The organism is Spirillospora sp. CA-142024, assembly GCF_050942325.1.
Taxonomy (GTDB): domain Bacteria; phylum Actinomycetota; class Actinomycetes; order Streptosporangiales; family Streptosporangiaceae; genus Spirillospora.
The window spans coordinates 155,230-178,470 of the sequence record NZ_CP192077.1 but is presented as its reverse complement, the minus strand read 5'-3'; the positions used below and the strand labels follow the sequence as shown (position 1 = coordinate 178,470).

Here is a 23,241-nt window from a genome sequence, read left to right as displayed (position 1 = left end):
GGGGCGGCCATCGCCAACGATAGCGGTCGCGCCCCACTGTCCTCGACCGCATATCGCGTCTTCACCCCAGCGCGACGTCGGCGTGCGAGTGATCGCACGCGCAGGGCCCCTTGTCGTCGGTGAACTTCATGGTGCCCGACCCTCGCAGCACGTCCCGTCCGCCCTTCTTGGATGCGGTGATCCGCACGGGCTGTTCCGCCAGCGAACGAGCGTCCTTCTCGTTGAGCGTGATCTGCAGCGTGCCGGAGCCGTTCAGGGAGCATGACAATGTCCCGCAAGAAGGCGGCGCAGTCGTGGCATCGCCCGGCGGGACACGCACGTCGGTGCACGGCCGGTCGCCGACGCAGACCAGCATGTGCCAGCCGTCCCCGGTCAGCCGGTCGACGCCCGTGACCGAGACGGTCGCCGGAGACGGGCACGGTGCGCAGATGATCTGCCCGCTGGAGGACGATGAACAGCCGGCGCACAGCGCAAGCAACACCGCGGCCGGTGCCATGCGAGATCTTCCGATCATGGCAGCTGGGACGCGGCCGACCCGCGGGTGGTTCCTAAGGGACGCGGTAGCCGGGGATGGACGGCCAGCGGACGGTCATGACGACCGACTCCTCCTCGGCCTCCCATGAGTGGTCGACCCCGCGTCCCCACACGACGTAGTCGCCCTGCTCGCTGAGGACGACGTCCCGGCCGGGGAACTCCATGCGGAAACGGCCGCTGATGAGCACCAGGAGGGCGGTGCGCTTCTCCCCGCTCGTCCACTCGGCGCGGCGCTCGCCCTTCGGGTGCACGCCCCACTTGATCTCGACCTCGTCGCTCTGTCGCAGGTCGCCGTCGGGTTTGAAATGGCCGAGCAGCCACCCGCGGTCGCCGGCGGCATCGGGCCCGGCCTTCCCCACGTACACACCGTCGTCGTCGGTCACAGGTCGCAACGCTAGCGGCAGATCAGGACTGGGGACGCTGGAAGGCGAAGCCGTCGCCGACCACGGCGGCGAGATTCAGGTACGCCTCGCGGGTCCCGGGGGCGAGTTGCTCCAGCTCGACTTCGGCGCCCTCTTCCAGGTGGTCGTCGTAGGGGATGCGGACGACGGCGCGGCAGCGGCTCTCGAAGTGGGACTGGAGTTTGTCCAGGTCGACCTGGCTGCGGGTGCGGTTGCGGACCATCGACAGGACCACGACGCCGTTGCGGACGAGGTGGCCGTGGTCGTGCGCCTCCAGCCAGTCGAGGGTCGCGCTCGCGGAGCGCGCACCGTCCACCGACGGGGAGCTGACCAGGACGAGCTGGTCGGCGAGGCTGAGCACGCCCGCCATCGCCGAGTGCAGCAGGCCCGTGCCGCAGTCGGTGATGCAGACCGAGTAGTACTGCTCCAACACGACGGCGACGGCCGCGTAGTCGTCGGCGCTGAACGCTTCGCTGACCGCCGGGTCGCGGTCGGACGCGAGGATCTCCAGGCGCGCCTCGTTCTGCGAGGTGAACGCGCGGACGTCGGCGTACCGATGGATCTGCTCGCGGTTGTTGAGCAGGTCCCGGACGGTCGCGGCGGTCTCCAGCCGGACCTTGTCCGACAGCGTCCCCCGGTCGGGGTTCGCGTCCACCGCGATGACCCGGTCGCCGCGCAGCGAACCCAGCATCGAGCCGAGGCCGGTGGTCGTGGTCGTCTTGCCGACGCCGCCCTTCAGCGACATCACGGCCACGCGGTGATGCCCGCCCGACACGATGGTCCGCGCCCGCGCGATCAGGTCCTTGCGGCGAACGTCGGTCTGCGACTCACCCGGATGGATGTTCCCCGCGGTCGCCTTGTAGACCGCCCGCCGCCAGCCGGAGGACGGCGCGATGCGGCGCTCGCCGAGGAGGTTCTCGGAGCTGAGGTTGTCGGTGCTCTGCGGCTGCTGAGGCTGATGCGGGTGTTGCTGCGGCTGGCCCGGATGGTCGGGCCGCATCATCTGGTTGAGCGCCTGCGGGTACTGCCCCGGATCCTGCGGCGGACCGGCCGGGTACCCGTACCCCGGCTGCTGGTAGGGCTGCCCGGTGTTCGGGTCGACGGGCGGATGGGGCTGCCCGCCCGCGTTCGGGTCGGCCGCGTACGGCTGGCCGGTGTTCGGGTCGAACGGCTGGTACGGCTGACCGCCCATGTTCGGATCCTGCGCGAACGGCTGACCCGTACCTGGATCCACTGGCGGGAACTGCTGGCCGCCGATGTTCGGGTCGGCCGCGTACGGCTGGCCGGTGTTCGGATCCATCGGCGGGAACTGCTGACCGCCCGCACTCGGGTCCGGCGCGAACGGCGGCTGACCGGTGTTCGGGTCAACGGGCGCGTACGGCTGGCCGGTGTTCGGGTCATGCCCGAACGGCTGACCGGTGGACGGGCCCATCGGCGGGTACTGCTGGCCACCCGCATTCGGGTCGTGCCCGAACGGCTGGCCCGTGTTCGGATCGAAGGACGGGTACGGCTGGCCGGTGTTCGGATCGAACGGCTGGTACGGCTGGCCACCGATGTTCGGATCCTGCGCGTACGGCTGGCCGGTGTTCGGATCCACCGGCGGAAACTGCTGACCGCCCGCACTCGGATCCGGCGCGAACGGCGGCTGACCGGTGTTCGGGTCAACGGGCGCGTACGGCTGACCGGTGTTCGGGTCATGCCCGAACGGCTGACCGGTGTTGGGGTCGAGCGGCGGGAACTGCTGACCGCCCATGTTCGGGTCCGGCGCGAACGGCTGGCCGGTGTTCGGATCCACCGGCGGGAACTGCTGACCGCCGCTCGGGTCCGGGGGGAGGGGGCGGCCCGTGTTCGGGTCGACCGGGACGTAGGGCTGGCCGGAGGCGTCGGTGTCCTGCGGGTAGGGCAGGCCCGTGGCGGGGTCGATCGGCTGGTACGACTGGCCGAGCGCGTTCTCCTGGCTGAACTGGTCGCCAGGGTAGGGCGGGAGCTGGTCGAGAGGAGGGGTCGCGTTGCCGTTGGCGTCGTACGGCGACGACTGCGGCGGCTGCGGCTGTTCGAAACCCTGGTAGCCGCCCGGGCCCGCGTACGGCGGCGGGAGCATGCCGCCGTCGAACGGCTGCGGCATGGGGCCGCCGTCGTAGGGCGAGGGCGAGGGCTGCGGCGGCTGCGGCGGGGTGACGGCCTCCGGGGTGCCCTGGAAGGCGGTGGGTGCGGCGAACCAGGAGTCGTCGTCCAGGTCGTCCTGGGCGTCCGGTGTGTTCTGCCCCGCCGGCGGCTCGGCCGCGGGCGGCGCGTTCTCCTGCTCGGCGGGCTCCTGCTCCGGGGCCTGTTCCCCTTCGGGGGCGGGGGACGGCCCTGACGTGTCGCCGCTCATCGCGTCCAGAGAGGCCAGCCGCTCCTCCAGGGAGCGCCCGTCGTGCTCGTTCCTCGCCACCGTACATCCCCCTCGGGCACGCCTCTGATGATCACCACGGTGCAGGTGGGCAAAATGGCCCCCAGGCAGGATACCGGTGTGCCAATACCACGCATCCCAAGCGTAGATCGCCCTTGCCCGACCCCGAGGCGCGTTGCCCGGGGCCGGTAGCGTGATCGGTATGCATGCGATCGTGATCCGTGAGCCGGGAGGCGCCGACGTCCTGGAGTGGGCGCGGGTCCCGGATCCGGCGCCGAAGCCCGGTGAGGTGCTGATAGAGGTCGCGGCGAGCGCCGTGAACCGCGCCGACGTCATGCAGCGGATGGGCTTCTACGATCCGCCGCCGGGCGCTCCCCCGTACCCGGGCCTGGAGGTGTCCGGGCGGATCGCGGAGGTCGGCGCGGACGTGACCGGCCTGAACGCCGGGGACGAGGTGTGCGCGCTGCTCAGCGGCGGAGGCTACGCCGAACGCGTCGCGGTCCCCGCGGGGCAGGTGCTCCCGGTGCCGCGCGGGGTGGACGTCGTGGAGGCGGCCGGGCTCCCGGAGGTCGCGTGCACGGTGTGGTCGAACGTCTTCGCGCTCGGCGGCCTGCGCGAGGGCGAGACGCTGCTCGCGCACGGCGGCGGCAGCGGCATCGGGACGTTCGCCATCCAGCTGGCCAAGGCGCGCGGCGCTCGGGTGGTGACGACGGTGGGCAGCGCGGAGAAGGCCGACAGGTGCCGGGAGCTCGGCGCGGACGTCGCCGTGAACTACCGCGAGGACGACTTCGCCGAGAGCGGCCCCTACGACGTGATCCTCGACCTGATCGGCGCCAAGTACCTGAAGAGGAACGTGGACGCGCTCGCCGTCGGCGGCCGGCTGATGGTGATCGGGCTCCAGGGCGGCGCGAAGGCGGAGCTGGACATCGGCGCGCTGCTGCGCAAGCGGGCGCTGGTGCACGCGACGACGCTGCGGGCCCGTCCGCCGGAGGAGAAGGCGGAGATCGTGGCCGGCGTCCGGGAGCACGTGTGGCCGCTGCTGGAGTCGGGAAAGGTCCGGCCGGTCATCGACCGGCGGATCCCCATGGCGGAGGCGGCACACGCGCACGAGGTGCTCGAAGAAAGCGGTCACGTCGGCAAGATCCTGCTGACCGTGTGAGTATGGGGGAATTATGAGCGAGCCTTCGAAGAACCAGTCTGAACAGGAACCTCAGGTGCTCGTGCTCGGCCCGAACGGCATCGCCGTCGAGGGCGGCGGTGAGGGCGAGTCCGAGGGCAAGTCGGTGACCGACATGGTCGAGCAGCCGGCGAAGGTCATGCGGATCGGCGGGATGATCCGGCAGCTGCTGGAGGAGGTCAAGGCCGCCCCGCTGGACGAGGCGAGCCGGGCCCGGCTGCGGGAGATCCACAAGTCGTCCATCAAGGAGCTCGAGGACGGCCTCGCGCCCGAGCTCGTCGAGGAGCTGGAACGGCTGTCGCTGCCGTTCACCGAGGGCGTCGTGCCGAGCGAGTCGGAGCTGCGGATCGCGCAGGCGCAGCTCGTCGGCTGGCTGGAGGGCCTGTTCCACGGCATCCAGACGACGCTGTTCGCCCAGCAGATGGCGGCCCGCGCGCAGCTTGAGCAGATGCGCCGCGCCCTGCCCGCCGGGATGATGCCGGAGGAAGAGCAGCCTGGGCACCGCTCGTCCGGCCCCTACCTGTAAAGACGCGACCACGGCCGCATCCCGCAGCAGGGGGGTGCGGCCGTCGCTATGGGTAGAGGCGTTCCAGTACTTCGGCCACGCCGTCGTCGTCGTTGCGGGACGTCTTGTGCGTCACGGCGGCCAGCACGAGCGGGTGGGCGTTCGCGACCCCGTACGAGGTGCCGGCCCAGGTCAGCATCGGCAGGTCGTTGGGCATGTCACCGAAGGCGGTGACGTCGTCGGACGCGATGCCCTTCCCGGTGCACAGGTCGGCGAGGGCGCTGGCCTTCGTGACGCCGAGCGCGCTCATCTCCAGCAGGCCCCGCCCGGACGAGTGGGTCACGGTCACGAGGTCGCCGACGGCCTGGATCGCCTTCTCCGACAGCGTGTCGGGATCGGCGTCCGGGTGGAAGGCGAGCAGCTTGGCGCCGCCGCGGGCGACCAGCTCCGCCTCGTCGACGGGACGGCCGCCGAGCGCCGTCGCGTCCCAGCGGCCGAGGTGGTAGCTGGCCTCGAACACGAACTCGGTCGGGTACTCCACCGCGAACCGCAGCTCCGGTGCGATGCCGCGCAGCCGCCCGATCGTCTCCGCGAGCACGTCCGGCGGGATCTCGTTGACCTGCAGGACGGTCTCGGTGTGCAGGTCGTAGAGCACGGCGCCGTTGGCGCAGATCGCGACGCCGCGGTGGTCGGCGGCGGCGGCGATGTCCGTCATCCAGCGCGGCGGCCGCCCGGTGACCATGACGAGCATCGCCCCGGCCCGCTCGACCCGGGCGAGGGCGGCGACGGTCCGGGCGGAGATCGTCCCGTCGGAGCGTACGATCGTCCCGTCGAGGTCAGTGGCGATCACGCGCGGCGAAGACTTGGACATGTCACCTTCCTGGGCAGATGGGACACACCCTAGGACAGGCGTGTGACACGTCGTCCGCCGACCAGGCCCCTCGGCCCCTGGAAGCGAAAGGGCCCGTCCTGGGCAGGACGGGCCCCGTGCAGCGAATCCTCAGCGTTTGACCGGCTCCAGGACTTCCTGCCCCAGGAACTTCTGCAGCGCCTCCGGGACTCGCACCGAACCGTCGGCCTGCTGGTGGTTCTCCAGGATCGCGACCATCCAGCGGGTCGTCGCCAGCGTCCCGTTCAGCGTCGCGACCGGCTGGTTCCTGCCGTCCGCGTCGCGGTGCCGCACCGCCAGGCGGCGCGCCTGGAACTCGGTGCAGTTCGACGTCGAGGTGACCTCTCGGTAGGTGTTCTGCGTCGGCACCCACGCCTCGCAGTCGTACTTGCGGGCCGCGCTGGAGCCGAGGTCGCCCGCCGCCACGTCGATCACCCGGTACGGGATCTCGACCTTGGCGAGCATCTCCTTCTCCCACTCCAGCAGCCGCAGGTGCTCGGCGTGCGAGTCGGCCGGGTCGCAGTACGAGAACATCTCCACCTTGTCGAACTGGTGGACGCGGATGATGCCGCGGGTGTCCTTGCCGTAGGAGCCGGCCTCGCGGCGGAAGCACGACGACCACGCCACGTACCGCCGCGGCAGCTCGTCGATGATCTCGTTCATGTGGTACGCCGCGAGCGGCACCTCCGACGTGCCCACCAGGTACAGCTCGTCCTGCGGAAGCTGGTACACCTCGGCGGCGTGCGCGCCGAGGAACCCGGTGCCCTCCATCGCCTCCGGCTTCACCAGCACGGGCGGGTACATCGGGACGAACCCGCTCGCGACGGCCTGCTCCATGGCGAGGTTCAGCAGCGCGTACTGGAGCCGCGCGCCGACGCCCGTCAGGTAGTAGAACCGGGCGCCCGACACCTTCGCGCCGCGCTCCATGTCGATGGCGCCGAGGCTCTCGCCCAGTTCCAGGTGGTCCTTCGGCTGGAAGTCGAACGCGGTCGGCTCGCCGACGTGCTCCAGGACGACGAAGTCCTGCTCCCCGCCGGGCGGGGCGCCCTCCTCGATCAGGTTCGGGACGCCCTTCAGCACCGCGTCGAGTTCCTCGCCGAGCCGGTCCGCCTCGGCCTCGCGCTCCTTCACCTGCTGCGCCAGCTCCTTGGCGCGGGCGAGCAGCGCGTCGCGCTCCTCACCCTTCGCCCTGGACACCGACTTGCCGAAACTCTTCTGCTCCGCCCTCAGCTGCTCGAACGAGGTCAGCGCCGAGCGGCGCCTCCCGTCCAGGTCCAGCAGCCTGTCGACGACGGCGTCATCCTCACCGCGGGCGCGCTGCGAGGCGCGCAGCCGCTCGGGATCCTCTCGAAGAGCTCGCAGGTCAATCACAGACCCGAGGCTACCGGCCCGCACCCGCCTGCGCGCGCGGATATCACCGGTGTCAGCGGACGCCGCTCGCCAGCAGCGCGTGCGCGGGAAGCGCGACCCTGCCGTCCTGCACCGCGTACCCGGAGATGATCCGGTCGTACTCGGTCTTGATGCGGGCGACGGTCGGAGCGTCCTGCCGTCCGACGATGACGCCGTTCGTGCCGACCCTGGACAGCGCGCCCGTCTCCCACCACTCCTCGGGGTCGACGACGTGCTCCCAGGTCACCTCCTCGACCGCCACCTCGGCGAACCCGGCCTCCACGACCAGCCGCCGGAACTCCGCCCGCTCGCCGTACTCCATGAACGGCGTCGCGGGAATGTCGTCCGGCCAGGGCACCCCGGCCGCCTCGATCGCCTCCCGGACGATCGCCAGCGCCCCGCGGCCCGGCATCACCCAGCAGGTCAGCGCCAGCCGCCCGCCGGGCCGCAGCACCCGCCGCAGGGCGCCGAGCGCCACGTCCGGCTCGCCCACGTGGTTGATGACGAAGTTGCCGGCGACCGCGTCGAACGTCCCGTCCTCGAACGGCAGGCCGGGCAGGACGGCGACCCGCACGTCCAGCCCGGGGACGTTACGGCGCGCCGTCTCCGCCATGCCCGGTTCGGCGTCGACGGCCGACACCCGCGCGCCCCGCCGGACCGCCTCCAGCGAGACGACCCCGGGCCCCGTCCCGACGTCGAGGAACCGCGTCCCGTCCGCCACCCCGGCCGCGTCCAGCAGCGGCTCGACCATGTACCGGGTGACATGGGCGAACCCCCGCTCGTACGCGGACGCCCGCCCCGTCCACAACTCCCGCTCGTAAAGATCGAAGTCCATCACCACGACCGCAGCCTACGTCAGTGGGCGTAGGCCACCGCCCGTCCACGTAGCCGGTGAGCCGATCGGACGGCGGGCGGCTCGCACCGCCCTGGCCGAGGTCGCGGTTGCAACGCAGCCACTGGGCTGGACCGTCACGAGCGTGGTGGCACTCGGGCCATCACAGGACAAACCGAGGGAGCTGAAATGACGAGGCCGAAGTACCACATCAACCCGGCCAAGAAGGACGACCCCAAGTGGGAGGGTGACCGGGCGCGTCACATCGCCGACCGCGAGCTCAAGACGACCGACGTCATCAAGGGCGGTAACGGCGGCGAGAAGGTGGGCGAAGTCAAGCCCGGCGCCGACCGTGACGCCACTGCCGAGCAGATGAAGGGCTACATAGAGGACTAGTAACGCCTTCATCTACACCAGCAACTGACGCTCCGGTGCGTTCTGCTGAACGGCAGGTGGTTCGCACAACCTCGCCGTCGGCGCCCGTCCCGTACGGATCGCGCTCGTGACGAGTTCACTTGCTCCAGGCACGGCACAAAGCCGTCCATGTCCCCGCCGTGCGGGATGTGCCCCGCGTCAGTCGGCGGTGTTCGGCGGCGGGACCGCGCAGCCATCGTCGGTGCAGGTGTCGGCGGCGTCGCCGATCATGGTCGGTGCCGGGTTCGCATCCGCCCAGGCCTGGTCGAGGACCTGCGTGAACGTCTCGGAGGGCTGGGCGCCCGAGACGCCGTAGCGGCGGTCGATGACGAAGAAGGGCACGCCCGTCGCCCCGATGTCCCGCGCCGCGCGCTGCTCGGCGTCCACCTCGGCGGCGAACTTCCCGGACGTGAGCGCGTCGCGCGCCTCCGCCGCGTCCAGTCCCGCCTCCACCACGACGTCCACGAGCGAGTCGCGGTCGAACACCGAGCGCTGGTCGGTGAAGTGGGCCTTAAAAAGGGCTTCCACGACCGCGTCCTGCACTCCGCGCTCGCCGGCGAGGTAGATCAGCCGATGCGCGTCGGCGGTGTTGCCCGCACGGCCGCCTTCCAGGTGGTACTCCAGGCCGACCGCAGCGGCGCGCTGCTCCATCTCCCGGTTCATCTCGACGGCGCGGTCACGCGACATCCCGTACTTCTCCGCGAGCATGTCGGCCACGTCCACGGTCTCGCCGTGAGGGAACGACGGGTCGAGCTGGAAGGCCCGGTGGACCACCTCTACCTCGTCGCGGTGTTCGAACCCGTCCAGCGCCTGCTCGAACTGCCGCTTCCCGAGGTAGCACCAGGGGCACACGACATCGGTCCAGATCTCAACGCGCACGGGGACACCTCTCTCGGGACGGTCCATCGTGCAACAAGCCGTAGTGCCGTTTGATTTCCGGCGGCGGGCTCAGGCGTGGCCGGTGCGGATGGCGTTGACCCAGGCAGCGGCTTCGGTGAAGTCGTTGTCGTGGGTGCCGCGGCGGATCTCGGGGCGGACCTGGTCGGCACGGCTGTAGGAGCCGACGAAGCGGACGTCGGAGCAGACCCTGCGCAGGCCCATCAGGGCCTCGCCGACACGGGCGTCGGCGACGTGGCCCTCGAAGTCCATCCAGAAAAGGTAGGACCCGAGACCGGCGCCGGTGGGGCGCGACTGGATCAGCGTGAGGTTGATGCCGCGGACGGAGAACTCGGTGAGGATCTCCAGCAGGGCGCCCGGGTGGTCCTCGCCGATGAACGCGACGACGGTCGTCTTGTCCATGCCCGTGGGCGGCGGCGGGGTGCAGGGGCGGTGCAGGACGACGAAGCGGGTGACGGCGTCGGCGACGTCGTGGATGTCCTCGGCGAGGATCGACAGGCCGTAGCGGGCCGCCGCGAACGAGCCGGCGAGGGCGGCGTCGTAGTGGCCGTCGGCGACGTGCTGGGCGGCCTCGGCGTTGGACGTCGCGGCGCGCCATTCGGCGTCCGGGACGTTCTCCAGGAGCCAGCGGCGGCACTGCGGCTGCGCGATCGGGTGGGACGCGACGGTCTTGATGTCGTCCAGCGTCGTGCCGGGACGGACGAGGAGGGCGAACGAGACCGGCAGGTGGATCTCGCCGACGATCTGGAGGGGTTCGCCGGTGGCCAGTTCGTCCAGCGTGGTCGGGACGGAGCCCTCGACGGAGTTCTCCAGGGCGACGACGGCGGTGTCGGCCTCTCCGCCGCGGAGCGCTTCGAGGACGGCCGGGACGGTCGCGCACGGGAGGTGCTCGGCGCTCGCGGCGCCGGGGAGGGTGAGCAGCGCGGCCTCGGTGAACGTGCCCCGCGGACCCAGGTAGGCGTAGCGCGCTGGCCTGTCGTCTGCGGTCACGGGGTCTCCCGGGTGCGTCTGTTTCGGGTGTGCGGAAAACGCCTAGAGGCAAGGCGAGAAACCCGAGTTTACTTCCCGGCGGGTAAAGCCGGGGCTTCAGGACACCGGCGGCGCCCGGTCAGGCGCGGGCGGTGTGGGTGCGTTCGCCGTTGCCGAAGTCGGGGAGCGGGTCGTCCATCGAGATGACGGGGCCCTTGCCGAGCCGCGCCGCGCGCAGGACCTGGTTCTCCTCGGGGGAGAGCGACTCGACGGCGTGCCCGCCGTGCACCGCCTTGGCGTAGGTGCGCGTCTCGGTCCGTCCGTTGATGGAGCTGACGACGACGCCGTCCCCCACCGCGTTGATCAGGGCGAGCGAGAAGGACCGGTGTCCCGACATCTCCTTGAGCGCGTCGTAGTGGACGATGGCGAGGTCGCGCAGCGCGCGCTCGTCCACCGAGCCGCTCGCGACCTGGAGCTGGCGCCTGAGCATTTCCCCGCACTCGTCGACGACCTGGTTCACCCGGTTGTGCGCGACAACTGCGATGGACAGCCCCGCGACCCCGGCGACCAAACCCGCGACGGCCACCGCGACAAGCATCACGGGGCGAGCGTACCCACCCCGACCTGCGGTTGCGAAGGATCTGCGACGCGGTTGTCCGGATCGAGCCGTTTCACGAGCCAGGTTCCGAGGACCACGATCGACAGGAGGGCGGCGATCCCGAACGAATCGCGGAGGACCTGGCCCGTGAAAACCGTGACCAGGGAGTGGTTCGGGCCGATCAGGGACCGCGCCCACCAGGGGATCGGGAACAGGAACAACAGCCAGAGCCCGACCGCGAAAAGACATCTTCGCGTGTCCCGTCCATCACCGGCCAAAGCACCGACTACCGCGATCATCCACACAAGGTGGTGAATCCATCCCACAGGGGACAGGACGACGGACAGCAGCCCGACGATCGCGACCCCGGCGAGGAGGAGGCTGTAGGCGTCGGCGCCGGCGCCGGCCGCGGCGTCCGCGGCGAGGGTCGCGCGGCGCGCCCATGCGAACCCGGCGCATGCGACGACCACGGCCAGGGCGAGCCACACCAGTGTCCGGGCGGGTCCGTCGTCCAGCACGCGGGCGACGATCCCGTGGATCGCCTGGTTGGTGGTGCCGTCGACCGCGCCCGTACGGTCGCCGCCCTGCAGCAGCGCTCCGAACCAGTAGCCGGACGAGTCGGACGGCAGCAGCGCGAACCCGCCGAGCGTGGCCACGACGGCGGTGAGCAGCGCGTTGACCAGCGCGTCCCGCCGCCCGGTGATCAGGAAGTAGATGAGGAAGACGCCCGGCACCAGCTTGATCGCGAGGGCCAGGCCGACGAGCATGCCGCGCGGCCAGCGGGCCGTGCGGGCGCAGCAGTCGGCCAGGCACATGGCGAGCAGGAACAGCCCGACCTGCCCGAACCGGACCTGGTCGCGGACGGGGTCGAGCCAGGCCGTCGCCGCGACGAGGACGCCGGTGGTGAGCGGCGCCCAGCGTCCCGTCCGGCGGATGAGGTCGCGGAAGGCGTAGCAGACCACGATCACCAGCGAGACGTAGATCAGCCCCGTCCACGCCCATTGGGCGGCGCGCCATGGCAGCAGCGTGAACGGGACGGCGAGGACGGCGGCGATCGGCGGGTAGGTGAACGGCAGCAGCTGCGGCGGCTGGGTGAGGAAGTCGTACAGCGGGGCGCCGCGCAGGACCGCCAGCCCGCCTTCTCGGTAGACCTCGAGGTCGACGAGCCGCTGGTCGGGCTGATTTCCGAGCCACTGCCGGACGATCGGTGTGACGGCGGCCACGGCCACGGCCGCCCCGGCGAGCAGGATCAGCAGGTCAAGGAAGCTCCGCCGCGAGGCGGCGGGTGCGGCCCCGGCACGGGCTTCACCGACATCTTGCGCCATGAGACCGTCCACAGCCGCAGGATATGGCCCCTACCCGATGGTGGGGCTCTTGTAACCTGAACGCCATGACTCCCCGGGGAACGAAGATCACCATGTTCCTCGCGACCCTCGTCACGGTGCTGACCGCCGTCCTCGGGCCGTCCGCCGCCCATGCCGGGACCCCGGCCCGGTCCGCGCCCACCGGGCGCGTGGTGATCATCGGTGTTCCGGGGCTCATGTGGAGCGACATCACCCGGAAAGACACCCCCGCCCTGTGGGGGCTGACCTCGCAGGGCTCCGCCGCCGGCCTCAGCGTCCGCACGACGCGGGTCAACACGTGCCCGACCGACGGCTGGCTGACGCTGTCGGCGGGGCAGCGGTCCCGGCTGCCGCACGGCGACTGCGCGCTGCCGTCCGCGCCGATCCTGCCGGGGCACGACTCCCCCACCGGCCCGCCGCCCGCGGGCGGCGCCGTCGCCGCCGGCTGGCCGGCGATCAAGAGCGACAACGCGGGCACCAACTACCACGCGCAGATCGGGTTGCTGGGCGACGCCGTGCACGAGGCGGGCGGCTGCACGATGGCGGTCGGGCCCGGCGCGGTGTTCGGCGTCGGCAACGGCGGCGGACGGGTCGACCGCTATGTCGAGTCCCCCGACAAGGTCACCGCGGCCGACTGGGCGCGCTGCAGCCTCGCCGCGGTCGACGTGGACGACCTGTTCCGCGCCTACATCGACGCGGGCGTCGACCCGCACGGCGACCAGGTCCCGCTGACGGAGGAGAAGCGCACCGCCGCGGCGGCCGCCGCGGACCGCCGGGTCGGCCAGGTCGTCACCGGCCTCCCCGAGGGGACGACCGTCCTGGTCGCGGGGCTGTCCGACACCGGCGTGAACCCCCACCTGCGCGTCGCGGTCGCGAAGGGCGGCCCGTACGAGCCCGGCTACATGACGTCGAGCGCCACCCGGCAGGACGGCCTGGTCACGCTGACCGACCTCACGGCGACGACGCTGAAGCTGCTCGGGCTGAAGCAGCCGAAGCAGGCCGTCGGATCGGTGTGGCGCGCGCAGCCGTCGACGGCCTCCGCCCACGACCGGGTCGACGCGCTCATGGACGAGGACGTCGCGGCCCAGGCGATCCGGAACGTCCAGACGTCGTTCTACTGGGTGCTGTTCGCGACGCAGCTCGTCCTGTACGGGGTCGCGGTGCTCGCGCTGCGGCGCCTCGGCGGCGACCGCCGCTCGCGGGCCCGGATACTGGGCGGCACCCGCGTGATCGCGCTGCTGGGCGGGGCGGCTCCGGGCGCGTCGTTCCTCGCCGGGCTGCTGCCGTGGTGGCGGGCCGAGCATCCGACGGCCGTCCTGATCTGCACCGTGCTCGGCTTCGGCGGGCTGCTGACGGGCGTGGCGCTCGCCGGGCCGTGGCGCCGCTCCACGGTCGTCCCCGGGCTCGTGATCACCGGGGTGACCGCGCTCGTCCTCGCGGTGGACGTGATGACGGGCTCGTCCCTCCAGCTCAACACGCTGATGGGCTACACCGCCCTCGTCGCCGGGCGGTTCTACGGCTTCGGCAACCAGGCGTTCTCGCTGTTCGCCGTCGCCGCGATCCTGACGGCGGCGTGGCTGACGGAGTACCCGCTGCGCCGGGAGCGCAAGGCCGTCGCGGTCGGGATCGTCGCGGCGATCGGGGCGTTCACGGTCGCCGTGGACGGGCTCCCGGCCTTCGGCAGCGACTTCGGCGGGGTGCTGGCGATCGTCCCGGCGTTCGCGATGCTCGGTCTGATGGTCGCCGGTAAGCGCGTGTCGGCGCCGAAGCTCGGCGTGTTCTTCCTCGCGGGCGTCGTGCTCGTGCTGTTCATCTCGTACCTGAACGCGCGGTCCGCCAACCCGACGCACCTCGGCCGGTTCTGGCAGGACCTCATGGACGGGGACGCCTGGGGCGTCGTCACCCGCAAGTTCGACGCGATGCTGAACAGCCTGGGGTACTGGCCGTACACCCTCGCGCTGGCGGCCGCCGTCGTGTTCCTGTTCTTCGTCCTGGCGCGGCCGACGCGGTGGCGGGTGTCGCTGCTGCAGGGCGCCTACGAGCACAGCCTGACGATGCGCCCGGCGCTGATCTGCGCGCTCGCCGTCGGGGTCATCGGCACGCTGGTGAACGACTCGGGCGTGGTGATCCTGTCGGTGGCGTTCAGCCTGGCGACCCCGCTGATGCTCGCCGCGGGGCTCCGGTCGCTGGAGATCGATCTGAGGAACGCAGACACGCCGCCACCAGAGCCGTCAGAATCGCCAGGAGCGTCCACGGGATCACCGTCGGCCGAACGACGGTGAACAGCCACTCCAGGTCGTCCGGCAGCCGGATCCGGGCGGGCGCGCGGGCCGGCAGGTAGGCGAGGCTGAGCGCGGTGGTGTGGGCGAGCAGGATCCAGTCGATCCGCGTCCACGGGAGCAGCGCCAGCAGCGCCCAGCCGAACCCGTCGTACCAGGGCAGGGAGTAGGGGGCGGCGAGGAGCCACGCGAGGACGATGGCGACCGCGACCCGGCGGGTCTCCGCGTCCTGCGCGTCCTGCCCGCCCGCCGGGTCCTCCTTCGGCAGGGCGCGCATCAGCAGCAGGAACAGCACCAGCCCGAGGAGCATCGAGCCCGTCTTGATGATGTTCCGCTGCGAGCCCCGGCCGAGCGACTCGTCGAGCAGGTGCCAGGGGGTCGCGAACGACACCATGTTGCTCGCCTCGCGGACCTGGTCGAGCGCGTGCGGCCCGGCGAGCCGGTACGACAGTGCCGTGACGGCCAGGCCGCCGCCGAGCAGCGCGAGCAGGGCGCCGATGGGCCGCAGGCTGCGCACGGTCCACGTCCGGCGGAGCAGCGCCCAGACGGGTCCCCCGGCGACGAGCGCGGCGGGCAGCTTGATCGCGGTCCCGAGCCCGGCGAGCGCCCCGGCGGCGAGGCCGCGCAGCCAGCCCGTCCGGCCGCCGAGAACCGTGCCGCCGAGAACCGTGAGCGCCGCCACCATCGGCGCGATCGCGAGGACGTCGTTGTGCGCGCCCGCGATCAGGTGGAACAGCACGAGCGGGTTGCACGTCCACAGCAGCGCCGTGCGGAGCCGCCGTTCCTCGCTCTTGGCAGTCCGGTAGAGGATCAGCGAGGTCACCGCGAACGCGAGCGTGTTCAGCACCGACAGGACGAACACGGTCAGCCGGACCGAGCCGCTCCCGATCCACGCGGCGAACGCCTGCCCGCCGGTGGCGACCGGCCCGTACACCGACGGTGTCGTCCGCCACTCCTCGGGCGCCCCGGCGACCGGATCCTTCGGCAGGTCGTCGGCGCTCGTCCGGTACGGGTCGTGGCCCGTCGCCGCCATCCGCCCGTAGGACGCGTAGTTCAGGTGGTCGGTGGACCCGACCGGCGGCATGAACATGAACGCGACCGCGGCCAGCAGGCCCGCCGCCACCAGCGGCAGGGCCCGCATCCGCCAGCCCTTCCGGACGGCCGCGAGGCAAAGGCCGAGCCCCAGCGCGCTCGCGACGACGCCGGCGACGACCAGGCCGATCACCAGGTACGGCGACGGGTGGGCGTTCAGCGCGTACGGCGGCTCACCGCGCGGGCCCTCCAGCCCGGGTTCGAACACCGACGGGCCGAGCAGGGCGGTGGCGGCGAAGCACGCCAGGCCGGCCCCGATCCCGCACAGCCCGCCCGTCCCGAGACGGGTCACGGGCGGCTGCCGCGCAGGCGGTCCAGCCCCCTGGCCACCGCCGGCTCGCGCGCGGCGAGCGCTCTGGCCACGTCCCGGAACTGGCGGGCGCGGTGCAGCTGGGCGCGCCAGTCGGTGCCGGTGGCGCGGTGCGCGAGCGGCACCTCCACCTCCGTGACCCGGAAACCCGCGCGCAGCAGGTCGATGGTGAGCGCGGTCTCGACCCCGAACCCGGCGGCGAGCGGCAGCGCGGCGTCGAACGCGGCCCGGGTCAGGCAGCGCTGCCCGTTCAGCGGCGCGGTGGCCTCCCAGCCGGTGGCGCGGCGGATCCCGTCGCGGGACAGCCGCACGACGAACCCGTGCCCGCCGAGCTTCACCGTCGTGGTGAACACCGCGATCGTCATGTCGGCGTCGCCGGCCCGGACGGGTTCGACCAGGGGGGCCGCCTCGCTCGCGGTGTCGGCGAGGTCGGCGTCCAGGAACAGCAGGTGGCGGGGCTGGTCGTGGTCCTCGTCCAGGAGCCGGACGGCCTCGGCGCCGCTCTCCATCGCGGCGCCCTTGCCCCGGTTGCGGCTGTGCCGCACGACCCGCGCGCCGGCGTCGCGGGCCACCCGCCCGGTGCCGTCGGACGAGCCGTCGTCGACCACCACGACGAGTCCGGCGCCGGGCAGCTGCTGCGCGGCCTTGACGGTGGCCGCGATGCGATCGGCTTCGTCCTTGGCCGGGATGATCACCGCTACGTCCTGCATATCCGCGATCGTAGTCGGCGAAGGGCGGGCGATGCCGCATGGCGCCGGGAACGGCTCAACCCGTTACCGGCGAGACCGCGCGGCGACCCCGGGAGTTCACCCGCGGGGCCGCGGCCCGGTCGGATCGTTCGTCGCAGGGGTCAGCCGGCGTCCAGGACCGGTGCGGCGTCGGTCACGGTGAACACGGTGTCGAGCCCGGTGACCTGCAGGATCCGCTTCACGGCCGGGCGCGGGGCGGCGAGTTCCAGCGCGCCGCCCTGCTCCTTGAGCCGCTTCATGGCCGCAAGCAGCACGTTCATGCCCGTCGAGTCGCAGAACTCGACGCCGCTCAGGTCGACCACGATGCGGTCGACCTGGTCGCGCAGCAGTCCCGCGAGGGCCGCCTGCAGCCTGGGCGCGGTGTACAGGTCGAGCTCACCGGTCGCCGTGACGACGGCGTGACCTCCCTGCGACGTGGTCGAGACGTTTAGCTCCACGAGCGGCACACTATCTCGGGAACGGCCCGCGGGCCAGGCGGTTCGCCAACTCCCCTGCGCCTTGGGTGTTTCCGGGGCGTGTCGCCGCCTTGCCAGTCCCGCACGCTTTGAGTACTACCCACCGTAATGTCGCGATTCCAGGTCTGCGACCGCCCGCCGTTCTGGCGAGTTCGCACCGCACGGGCGCCCCGAGTAGGAGAGGCTGAGCAGGTGCAACAGCGGCATGGTCGACTGCGCGAGCGGCTGGAGACGATCCGGACGCGCTCGGCGAAGTCCAGCTCGTGGCGGACGTCCACCCAGGTGCTGTCCCGCCTGGTGAACAAGAACGGTTTCGTCCCCATCAGAACGCGCCTGTCCCGCGAGGACCTCGCCTTCCTCGCCGGTGCCCGGGAAGAGGTCATCGCGTTCGCCGACCTCGGCCTCCGCCTCATCGACCTGCACCGCCCGCAGGAGTCCGGCGGCATCACCAGCGACCCCGACCGCCCCATCCGCCGGTGCCGCGCCTGCATGTCCCGCTGGCCCTGCCCCACCTACCGCGCCATCTCCGACGCCCTCGACCGCTGACCGGCCCGCCCGTCAGACGGTGAGGGGAAGGCGGACCTCGAAGCGGCAGCCGGGGCCGTCGTTGGCGACGCCGATCCTGCCGGCGTGGGCCTCCACGATGCCCCGCGCGATCGCGAGGCCGAGGCCGGCGCCGCCGCCCGGGGTGCGCGCCGCCTCACCGCGGAACGCGACGTCGAACACGCGCGGCAGGTCGTCCTCCGGGATGCCGCCGCACGCGTCCGCCACCGTCACCCGGGCCTCGCCGCCGCGGATCTCGCCGATGACCTCCACCGCGCCGTCGCTCGGCGTGTGCCGGATCGCGTTGACGACGAGGTTGCGGAGCGCGCGGCCCAGCTCGCCCGCGTCCACCTGGACGGGCATGCCCGCGCGGACGTCCCCGCGCAGCCGGACGCCCTTCGCGCGGGCCAGCGCCTCGGCGCCCGCGACCGCCTCCGCGACCAGGTCGGCGAGGCCGACGCGCTCCCGGGACAGGCGCAGCGCTCCCGCATGGATGCGGGACAGCTCGAACAGGTCGTCCACCATCTCGGTCAGCCGTTCCACCTCGACCCGGATGCGGCCGTGGTAGCGGTTGATCGTCTTCTCGTCCGCGACGACCTCGTCCTCCAGGGCCTCGGCCATCGCGCGGAGGCCGGCCAGCGGGGTGCGCAGGTCGTGGCTCACCCAGGCGACCAGCTCGCGGCGGCTCGCTTCGAGTGTCTGCTCGCGTTCGTGCGCGGCGGCCAGCCGGTCGTAGGCGGCCTCCAGCTCGCGGGAGAGCTCGGCCAGCTCGGCCGGGAGGTGCGCGGACGGGGGACGGAACCGGTCCGCGCGGACCGCCTCGACCAGGGTCCGGTTCGCGGCCACCAGCCGGCGGCCGAGCAGGTACGACACCGCCATCGCCACCAGGCCGGCCGACGTCACGACGGCGAGCACGACCGACCGGTCATGGTCGTTCAGCAGCATCATGAACGAGATGACGAGGATGCCGGAGATCGTCGCCAGCACCGTCGCCGCGCCGACGACGGTGAGCTGCGTGGCGACCGAGCGTCCGCGCAGCACGTGCAGGACGCCGAGGGTCACGGCCGCGACGGCGAACGCGGCGAGGGCCGCGTAGAAGACGACCCAGAGCAGGTCCTCGAAGGGGATCATCGCTGGTCCCCGGCGGGCTCGTAGCGGTAGCCGACGCCCCAGACGGTGACGATGCGGCGCGGCGCGGCCGGGTCGTCCTCGATCTTCTCGCGGAGCCGCCGGACGTGGACGGTCACCGTGGACGAGTCGCCGAACGTCCAGTCCCAGACGCGTTCCAGCAGCTCGTCGCGGGTGAACGCCTGCCGGGGATGGCGCAGCAGGAACGCCAGCAGGTCGAACTCGCGGGACGTGAGCGCCAGCCGCTCCCCGGCCCCGCCGGGGCGGCGGCGATGCGCCTCGTGCGCGCCGACGTCCACGATCAGGTCGCCGTCGCGGAGTGGCCCGGACGGACCGGCCGGGACGAGCGCGCCCCGCGCCCGCCGCAGCACCGACCGGACCCGCAGCGCCAGCTCGCGCGGGCTGAACGGCTTCGTCACGTAGTCGTCGGCTCCGGTCTCCAGCCCGATGAGCCGGTCCGTCTCCGCGCCGAGCGCCGTCAGCATGACGATCGGGACGGTCGAGGTCTCGCGGAGCCGCCGGCACACCTCCAGGCCGTCCATCCCGGGCAGCATCAGGTCGAGGACGACCAGGTCGGGCGGCTGGTCGACCGCCTTGCGGAGGGCGGCCCGGCCGTCCGCGACACAGACGACCTCGTGCCCGTCACGGGCGAGGTAGCGGGCGACGACCTCGGCCACCGTCGGGTCGTCGTCGACCACCAGGATGCGGCCGGCGTGGGTCACGGAGTTCACCCCTCTCACGCTAAGCCGCCGAGGGCCCGCCGCTCACGTCCCGTCATCACCCTGTAAGAACTGACACGGCGTTGTAAGACGTGACACGTCGTTCCGAGGGCCGGGCGACCTGCGTTATCGGACGAACGTCGCTTTAATAGCCCAATGGCGCAAACACGCACCGCGACCTCCAACGGCGGGGTCATCGCACTCATCCTCATCGGCGGCGCGCTCGCCACCGGTGTCGCCGCCGTCTTCATCACCGCGCGGGCGTGGGTGTCGCCCACCATGGTCGGCTTCCGGACGTCCACCGCCTTCTTCCTGATCACGTGCCTGTTCACCGGCCTCGTGCTCGGGGCCGCGGTGCTGCTCACCCGGCCCCGCGGGCCGCTCGCCCCGATCCTGGCGGCGGTCTCCGCGTTCGTCGCCATGGAGGTCGGGGTGCGGATCGGCGTGGTCATCGGCGTCACGCTCTCCCTGCACGAGGTGCCGGACGGCCTCATCACGGACGTGCTGAAGCCCGCCTTCACGCGGTTCCAGGCGTACCAACTGCTCGCGTGCGCGGTGGCGGGCGGGCTCGCGACACTGCGCGTCCTGACGGCCAAGACCGGCGGCGCCGCCTCCCAGCCGTGGAGCCCGCCGGGCGGGTCGTTCGGCGCCCCGGCCGGGCCGCCGTTCCCCGGGCAGCCGCCCGCTCCCGGCCAGCCCCCGGCTCCCGGGCAGCCGCCGTTCCCCGGGCAGCAGCCCGCGCCGTACCAGCCGCCCGGCCCCGCCCCCGGCCCGGGTCAGGGTCAGGCCCCTGGCGGGCCTCAGGGTGCGCCTCCGCCGAACGGCGGGGCCTAGGTCGTTCCCGAGAGTGATGACCTCGGCGGGGCGAACGCCTACCGTGGAGACATGGCTAAGACGATCCTGACCATCCTCGGTGTGATCCTCGCGATCTGGCTGGGGGTCACCGTGATCGGCGCGATCTTCTCGATGCTGAAGATGTTCTTCTTCATCGGACTCATCGCCGTCGTGGTGGTACTCGCCGTGACCGCGGTCTCCAAGATGTCGAAAAGCCGCTAGGCGAGCGCCCGGTTCCCCTTGCCGCCGCGTCGCGGGTGACCGCATGATGCCGGGACAACCAGGCGGTCATCGGCGAAGGGGCCCATCGTGCCAGGTCTTGACGGAGTGCTGCGCGAACGCGCGTTTGCGAATCCCGATCGCGTCGCGTACATCGCGGGCGACCAGGAGATCACCTACCGCGACTTCGACCGGCGCGTGGACCGCGTCGCCGCGGCCCTGTCCGCCGCCGGCGTAGGGCCCGGCGACCGGGTCGCGATCCTCGACAAGAACTCCCTCGAATACGCCGAACTGCTCTTCGGCTCCGCCCGGATCGGCGCCGCCCAGGTCCCCGTGAACTACCGGCTGGCGCCCGACGAGGTCGCCTACATCGTCAACAACGCGCAGGCCAAGGTCTTCGTCGTCGGCCCCGAGTTCGTCCCCGTCCTGGACGCGATCGCCGGAAAGCTGGAGCACACCGCGCACACGGCGGTCATCGACGCCCCCGGCCCCGCCTACCAGGACTACGCCGCCTGGATCGACGCCGCGCCCGCCTCCACGCCCGAGTACGAACCCGACACAGGGGACGTGTTCGTCCAGTTGTACTCGTCCGGCACGACGGGCCTGCCCAAGGGCGTCATGCTGACGCACGACAACTTCCTCGCGTCGCTCTCGGCGACCAACGACAAGTGGGGCATCGAGGAGTCGTCCATCCTCATGGTCGCGATGCCGATGTACCACGTCGCCGGCAACGTGCTCACGATCTCTGTCATCTACAACGGCCTCACCGGCGTCCTCACGCGCGAACCCGACCCGACGGCGATCGCGCGGGGGATCGAGCGGCACCGGGTCACGCACATCTTCCTCGTCCCGGTGCTGCTGCAGTTCATGCCGCTGATCCCCGAGGTCACCGCCTGCGACCTGTCGAGCCTCAGGCTCATGCTGTACGGCGCGTCCCCGATCAGCGAGGACGTCCTGCGCGGCGCCATGGCGATGCTGCCGGACACCGGCTTCATGCAGGTGTACGGGCTGACGGAGGTCACCGGCGCGATCACGATGCTGCCCGCCGAGGACCACGACCCGGACGGTCCGGACGCGCACCGGCTGCGCAGCGCCGGGCTGCCCAACCCCACCACCACCCTCAAGATCGTCGACCCGGGCACCCAGGAGGAGGTCCCCGCCGGCCGGGTCGGCGAGATCCTCTGCCGGACGCCGCAGAACATGAAGGGCTACTGGGGAATGCCGGAGGCGACCGCGACCGCCCTCTCCGCGGACAACTGGTTCCGGACGGGCGACGCCGGCTACCTCGACGAGGACGGCTACCTCTACATCCACGACCGCGTCAAGGACATGATCATCTCCGGCGGCGAGAACATCTACCCCGCCGAGGTCGAGAACGTCCTGATGGGCCACCCGGACGTCAGCGACTGCGCCGTCATCGGCGTCCCGGACGAGAAGTGGGGTGAGACCCCGAAGGCGATCGTCGTCGCGTCCGGCGACGCCACCGACCAGGAGATCATCGACTACTGCCGGGAACACCTCGCCCACTTCAAGTGCCCCACTTCAATCGAGCGGCGCGCCGAGATCCCGCGCAACCCGACCGGCAAGATCCTCAAACGCGAACTCCGCGCCCCCTACTGGCAAGGGAAAGACCGCGAAGTGCACTAGGCGGCCGTGGGCGGTTACTGGTAGCGGACCACCGCTGAGAGGGGGCGGTGGTCGGAGGTCTTGGTGCGGGCGGCGGGGACACTGCAGGAGACGGCGGCCGACCTGGTGATGAAGAGGTAGTCGGTCTTCTCGACCGCGGTGCCCTGCCAGTTCTGCCGGGTCATCGCGCCCGTCCGGGACGAGCCGGACTGGTCGCATTCCGCGTACGCCCCGTAGAGGGGGTCGAGCGACGGGCTCTCCGGGCGGTCGGCGAGGTCTCCGCCGACGAGGACGCGGCCGGAGCCGGCGAGCGTCGTCAGGGCGCCGGCCTCCTTGCGGCGCCACTGGGCGTCCTCGGACGTGCCGAGCTGGGTGACGCAGACGCGGGTCGCCCAGGACGCGACCTCGCCGCACAGGGCGATGCGCGCCTGGCCGGCGGGGGCGGGAAGCTTGGTCTGCCGGTGCTCGGTGAGCGGCGCGTCGGTGCCGATGGCCACGCCGAGGCCGCCCTGCCCCTGCGCGCAGGCCGGATTGCCGGGGGACGGAGCGAACGCCCAGGTCCACTTGTCCAGCGTCTTCTTGAACGTGCGGACCTGCCCCTCGCAGACCTCCTGGAGGAGGACGGCGTTCGTGCTGACCTTGCGCCCCCCGACCTCGGTCACCCGCATCCGCTGGACGATCTCCTTCGCGAGCCGGTCGGGCGCCGCCCCGGACGGGCAGCCGGGGCCGGCGCAGACGTTCCAGCTCATCGCGTTGATCGTCACGGCGGCGGGGCGCGGGGCGGCACCGTCGGCGTGGGCGGGGCCTCCGCCGCCCGGCAGGCCCTCGATACTGGCGCCGGTGGCGGCCGCGGTCACGACCGCGGCGGCCGCACAGACCGAGAGCAGGGGAATCAGGGCGCGGGGGGATCGCACACGTTCTCCAGATTGGGGGGAATCTGCGGGGGT

At 72.1% G+C, this 23,241-nt stretch carries 23 protein-coding genes; 8 read left to right on the top strand and 15 right to left on the bottom strand.

Annotated features, from left to right (window positions below; genetic code table 11):
* Positions 1-61: 61 nt before the first annotated feature.
* Genes ACQPZP_RS00890 through ACQPZP_RS00880 form a run of 3 tightly spaced genes read right to left on the bottom strand, consistent with a single transcriptional unit; the run spans position 62 to position 3,369 of the window.
* Entirely contained in the window at positions 62-496 is a 435-nt protein-coding gene (locus tag ACQPZP_RS00890) for a hypothetical protein (RefSeq protein ID WP_433475699.1), read from the bottom strand.
* 52 nt (positions 497-548) lie between these two features.
* The gene (locus tag ACQPZP_RS00885) at positions 549-917 is read right to left on the bottom strand and encodes a signal peptidase I (RefSeq protein WP_433465668.1); all 369 of its coding nucleotides are present in this window, start codon (positions 915-917) and stop codon (positions 549-551) included.
* 22 nt (positions 918-939) lie between these two features.
* Positions 940-3,369, bottom strand: a complete 2,430-nt coding sequence (locus ACQPZP_RS00880) for an AAA family ATPase (RefSeq protein WP_433475698.1) — start codon at positions 3,367-3,369, stop codon at positions 940-942.
* Positions 3,370-3,529: 160 nt separating this feature from the next.
* On the opposite strand from ACQPZP_RS00880, the gene ACQPZP_RS00875 reads away from it, so the two are divergent.
* Both ACQPZP_RS00875 and ACQPZP_RS00870 read left to right on the top strand, forming a co-directional pair.
* Positions 3,530-4,486: an NAD(P)H-quinone oxidoreductase gene (locus ACQPZP_RS00875; RefSeq protein ID WP_433475697.1), complete on the top strand. Its 957-nt coding sequence runs from the start codon at positions 3,530-3,532 to the stop codon at positions 4,484-4,486.
* A 13-nt stretch (positions 4,487-4,499) separates the two neighbouring features.
* Complete coding sequence (locus ACQPZP_RS00870; RefSeq protein WP_433465665.1) at positions 4,500-5,030, top strand: bacterial proteasome activator family protein; 531 nt, start codon at positions 4,500-4,502, stop codon at positions 5,028-5,030.
* A 46-nt stretch (positions 5,031-5,076) separates the two neighbouring features.
* On the opposite strand, the gene ACQPZP_RS00865 is transcribed toward ACQPZP_RS00870, so the two are convergent.
* From ACQPZP_RS00865 to ACQPZP_RS00855, 3 genes are all read right to left on the bottom strand, one after another.
* On the bottom strand, positions 5,077-5,880 hold the full coding sequence (locus ACQPZP_RS00865) for a Cof-type HAD-IIB family hydrolase (RefSeq protein ID WP_433475696.1): 804 nt from the start codon (positions 5,878-5,880) through the stop codon (positions 5,077-5,079).
* 129 nt (positions 5,881-6,009) lie between these two features.
* A complete protein-coding gene (gene serS, locus ACQPZP_RS00860) occupies positions 6,010-7,269 on the bottom strand; it encodes a serine--tRNA ligase (protein ID WP_433475695.1) in 1,260 nt (419 codons plus the stop codon).
* A 52-nt stretch (positions 7,270-7,321) separates the two neighbouring features.
* On the bottom strand, positions 7,322-8,122 hold the full coding sequence (locus ACQPZP_RS00855; RefSeq protein WP_433475694.1) for a class I SAM-dependent methyltransferase: 801 nt from the start codon (positions 8,120-8,122) through the stop codon (positions 7,322-7,324).
* Positions 8,123-8,308: 186 nt separating this feature from the next.
* On the opposite strand from ACQPZP_RS00855, the gene ACQPZP_RS00850 reads away from it, so the two are divergent.
* A complete protein-coding gene (locus ACQPZP_RS00850) occupies positions 8,309-8,515 on the top strand; it encodes a hypothetical protein (RefSeq protein WP_433475693.1) in 207 nt (68 codons plus the stop codon).
* Between the two features lie 177 nt (positions 8,516-8,692).
* Here ACQPZP_RS00850 and ACQPZP_RS00845 read toward each other — a convergent pair whose 3' ends face one another.
* The 4 genes from ACQPZP_RS00845 to ACQPZP_RS00830 form a co-directional block, all read right to left on the bottom strand.
* Positions 8,693-9,412, bottom strand: coding sequence for a DsbA family oxidoreductase (locus tag ACQPZP_RS00845; RefSeq protein ID WP_433475692.1), 720 nt, complete (start codon positions 9,410-9,412; stop codon positions 8,693-8,695).
* 69 nt (positions 9,413-9,481) lie between these two features.
* Complete coding sequence (pheA, locus tag ACQPZP_RS00840; protein WP_433475691.1) at positions 9,482-10,420, bottom strand: prephenate dehydratase; 939 nt, start codon at positions 10,418-10,420, stop codon at positions 9,482-9,484.
* A 118-nt stretch (positions 10,421-10,538) separates the two neighbouring features.
* Entirely contained in the window at positions 10,539-10,997 is a 459-nt protein-coding gene (locus tag ACQPZP_RS00835; protein WP_433479531.1) for a DUF4446 family protein, read from the bottom strand.
* Positions 10,997-12,322 (bottom strand): glycosyltransferase 87 family protein, encoded by a 1,326-nt coding sequence (locus ACQPZP_RS00830; protein ID WP_433475690.1) that lies wholly within the window; start codon positions 12,320-12,322, stop codon positions 10,997-10,999. Before ACQPZP_RS00830 ends, ACQPZP_RS00835 begins: the two co-directional genes overlap by 1 nt.
* A 65-nt stretch (positions 12,323-12,387) precedes the next feature.
* Here ACQPZP_RS00830 and ACQPZP_RS00825 point away from each other — a divergent pair, with 65 nt between their 5' ends.
* Positions 12,388-14,622, top strand: coding sequence for a hypothetical protein (locus ACQPZP_RS00825; protein ID WP_433475689.1), 2,235 nt, complete (start codon positions 12,388-12,390; stop codon positions 14,620-14,622).
* Between the two features lie 1,377 nt (positions 14,623-15,999).
* On the opposite strand, the gene ACQPZP_RS00820 is transcribed toward ACQPZP_RS00825, so the two are convergent.
* Positions 16,000-16,731: a glycosyltransferase family 2 protein gene (locus tag ACQPZP_RS00820; protein ID WP_433475688.1), complete on the bottom strand. Its 732-nt coding sequence runs from the start codon at positions 16,729-16,731 to the stop codon at positions 16,000-16,002.
* 140 nt (positions 16,732-16,871) lie between these two features.
* Positions 16,872-17,207 (bottom strand): STAS domain-containing protein, encoded by a 336-nt coding sequence (locus ACQPZP_RS00815; protein WP_433465655.1) that lies wholly within the window; start codon positions 17,205-17,207, stop codon positions 16,872-16,874.
* A 210-nt stretch (positions 17,208-17,417) separates the two neighbouring features.
* Here ACQPZP_RS00815 and ACQPZP_RS00810 point away from each other — a divergent pair, with 210 nt between their 5' ends.
* Positions 17,418-17,771, top strand: a complete 354-nt coding sequence (locus ACQPZP_RS00810; protein ID WP_433465654.1) for a hypothetical protein — start codon at positions 17,418-17,420, stop codon at positions 17,769-17,771.
* A 12-nt stretch (positions 17,772-17,783) separates the two neighbouring features.
* Here ACQPZP_RS00810 and ACQPZP_RS00805 read toward each other — a convergent pair whose 3' ends face one another.
* Both ACQPZP_RS00805 and ACQPZP_RS00800 read right to left on the bottom strand, forming a co-directional pair.
* Positions 17,784-18,899 carry a sensor histidine kinase gene (locus ACQPZP_RS00805; RefSeq protein ID WP_433475687.1) on the bottom strand — a complete coding sequence of 372 codons (1,116 nt, stop codon included), beginning with the start codon at positions 18,897-18,899 and terminating at the stop codon, positions 17,784-17,786.
* Positions 18,896-19,627, bottom strand: a complete 732-nt coding sequence (locus ACQPZP_RS00800; RefSeq protein WP_433475686.1) for a response regulator — start codon at positions 19,625-19,627, stop codon at positions 18,896-18,898. The genes ACQPZP_RS00805 and ACQPZP_RS00800 overlap by 4 nt, the downstream gene beginning before the upstream one ends.
* Before the next feature lie 144 nt (positions 19,628-19,771).
* Here ACQPZP_RS00800 and ACQPZP_RS00795 point away from each other — a divergent pair, with 144 nt between their 5' ends.
* The 3 genes from ACQPZP_RS00795 to ACQPZP_RS00785 all read left to right on the top strand — a co-directional run bounded on the left by ACQPZP_RS00795 (position 19,772) and on the right by ACQPZP_RS00785 (position 22,315).
* Entirely contained in the window at positions 19,772-20,449 is a 678-nt protein-coding gene (locus ACQPZP_RS00795; protein ID WP_433475685.1) for a hypothetical protein, read from the top strand.
* Positions 20,450-20,500: 51 nt separating this feature from the next.
* The gene (locus ACQPZP_RS00790) at positions 20,501-20,671 is read left to right on the top strand and encodes a hypothetical protein (protein ID WP_433465650.1); all 171 of its coding nucleotides are present in this window, start codon (positions 20,501-20,503) and stop codon (positions 20,669-20,671) included.
* An 87-nt stretch (positions 20,672-20,758) separates the two neighbouring features.
* A complete protein-coding gene (locus ACQPZP_RS00785; protein ID WP_433475684.1) occupies positions 20,759-22,315 on the top strand; it encodes a long-chain-fatty-acid--CoA ligase in 1,557 nt (518 codons plus the stop codon).
* 14 nt (positions 22,316-22,329) lie between these two features.
* Here ACQPZP_RS00785 and ACQPZP_RS00780 read toward each other — a convergent pair whose 3' ends face one another.
* On the bottom strand, positions 22,330-23,208 hold the full coding sequence (locus ACQPZP_RS00780; RefSeq protein WP_433475683.1) for an endonuclease/exonuclease/phosphatase family protein: 879 nt from the start codon (positions 23,206-23,208) through the stop codon (positions 22,330-22,332).
* Between the last annotated feature and the right edge of the window lie 33 nt (positions 23,209-23,241).

Excerpts from the sequence above, each read along its gene's own strand:
- ACQPZP_RS00805 (WP_433475687.1), bottom strand. The coding sequence starts at position 18,899 with ATGATCCCCTTCGAGGACCTGCTCTGGGTCGTCTTCTACGCGGCCCTC.
- ACQPZP_RS00820 (WP_433475688.1), bottom strand. The coding sequence starts at position 16,731 with ATGCAGGACGTAGCGGTGATCATCCCGGCCAAGGACGAAGCCGATCGC.
- ACQPZP_RS00790 (WP_433465650.1), top strand. The coding sequence starts at position 20,501 with ATGGCTAAGACGATCCTGACCATCCTCGGTGTGATCCTCGCGATCTGG.
- ACQPZP_RS00890 (WP_433475699.1), bottom strand. The coding sequence starts at position 496 with ATGGCACCGGCCGCGGTGTTGCTTGCGCTGTGCGCCGGCTGTTCATCG.
- ACQPZP_RS00795 (WP_433475685.1), top strand. The coding sequence starts at position 19,772 with ATGGCGCAAACACGCACCGCGACCTCCAACGGCGGGGTCATCGCACTC.
- ACQPZP_RS00850 (WP_433475693.1), top strand. The coding sequence starts at position 8,309 with ATGACGAGGCCGAAGTACCACATCAACCCGGCCAAGAAGGACGACCCC.
- ACQPZP_RS00870 (WP_433465665.1), top strand. The coding sequence starts at position 4,500 with ATGAGCGAGCCTTCGAAGAACCAGTCTGAACAGGAACCTCAGGTGCTC.
- ACQPZP_RS00830 (WP_433475690.1), bottom strand. The coding sequence starts at position 12,322 with ATGGCGCAAGATGTCGGTGAAGCCCGTGCCGGGGCCGCACCCGCCGCC.
- ACQPZP_RS00835 (WP_433479531.1), bottom strand. The coding sequence starts at position 10,997 with ATGCTTGTCGCGGTGGCCGTCGCGGGTTTGGTCGCCGGGGTCGCGGGG.
- ACQPZP_RS00825 (WP_433475689.1), top strand. The coding sequence starts at position 12,388 with ATGACTCCCCGGGGAACGAAGATCACCATGTTCCTCGCGACCCTCGTC.
- ACQPZP_RS00865 (WP_433475696.1), bottom strand. The coding sequence starts at position 5,880 with ATGTCCAAGTCTTCGCCGCGCGTGATCGCCACTGACCTCGACGGGACG.
- ACQPZP_RS00875 (WP_433475697.1), top strand. The coding sequence starts at position 3,530 with ATGCATGCGATCGTGATCCGTGAGCCGGGAGGCGCCGACGTCCTGGAG.
- ACQPZP_RS00855 (WP_433475694.1), bottom strand. The coding sequence starts at position 8,122 with ATGGACTTCGATCTTTACGAGCGGGAGTTGTGGACGGGGCGGGCGTCC.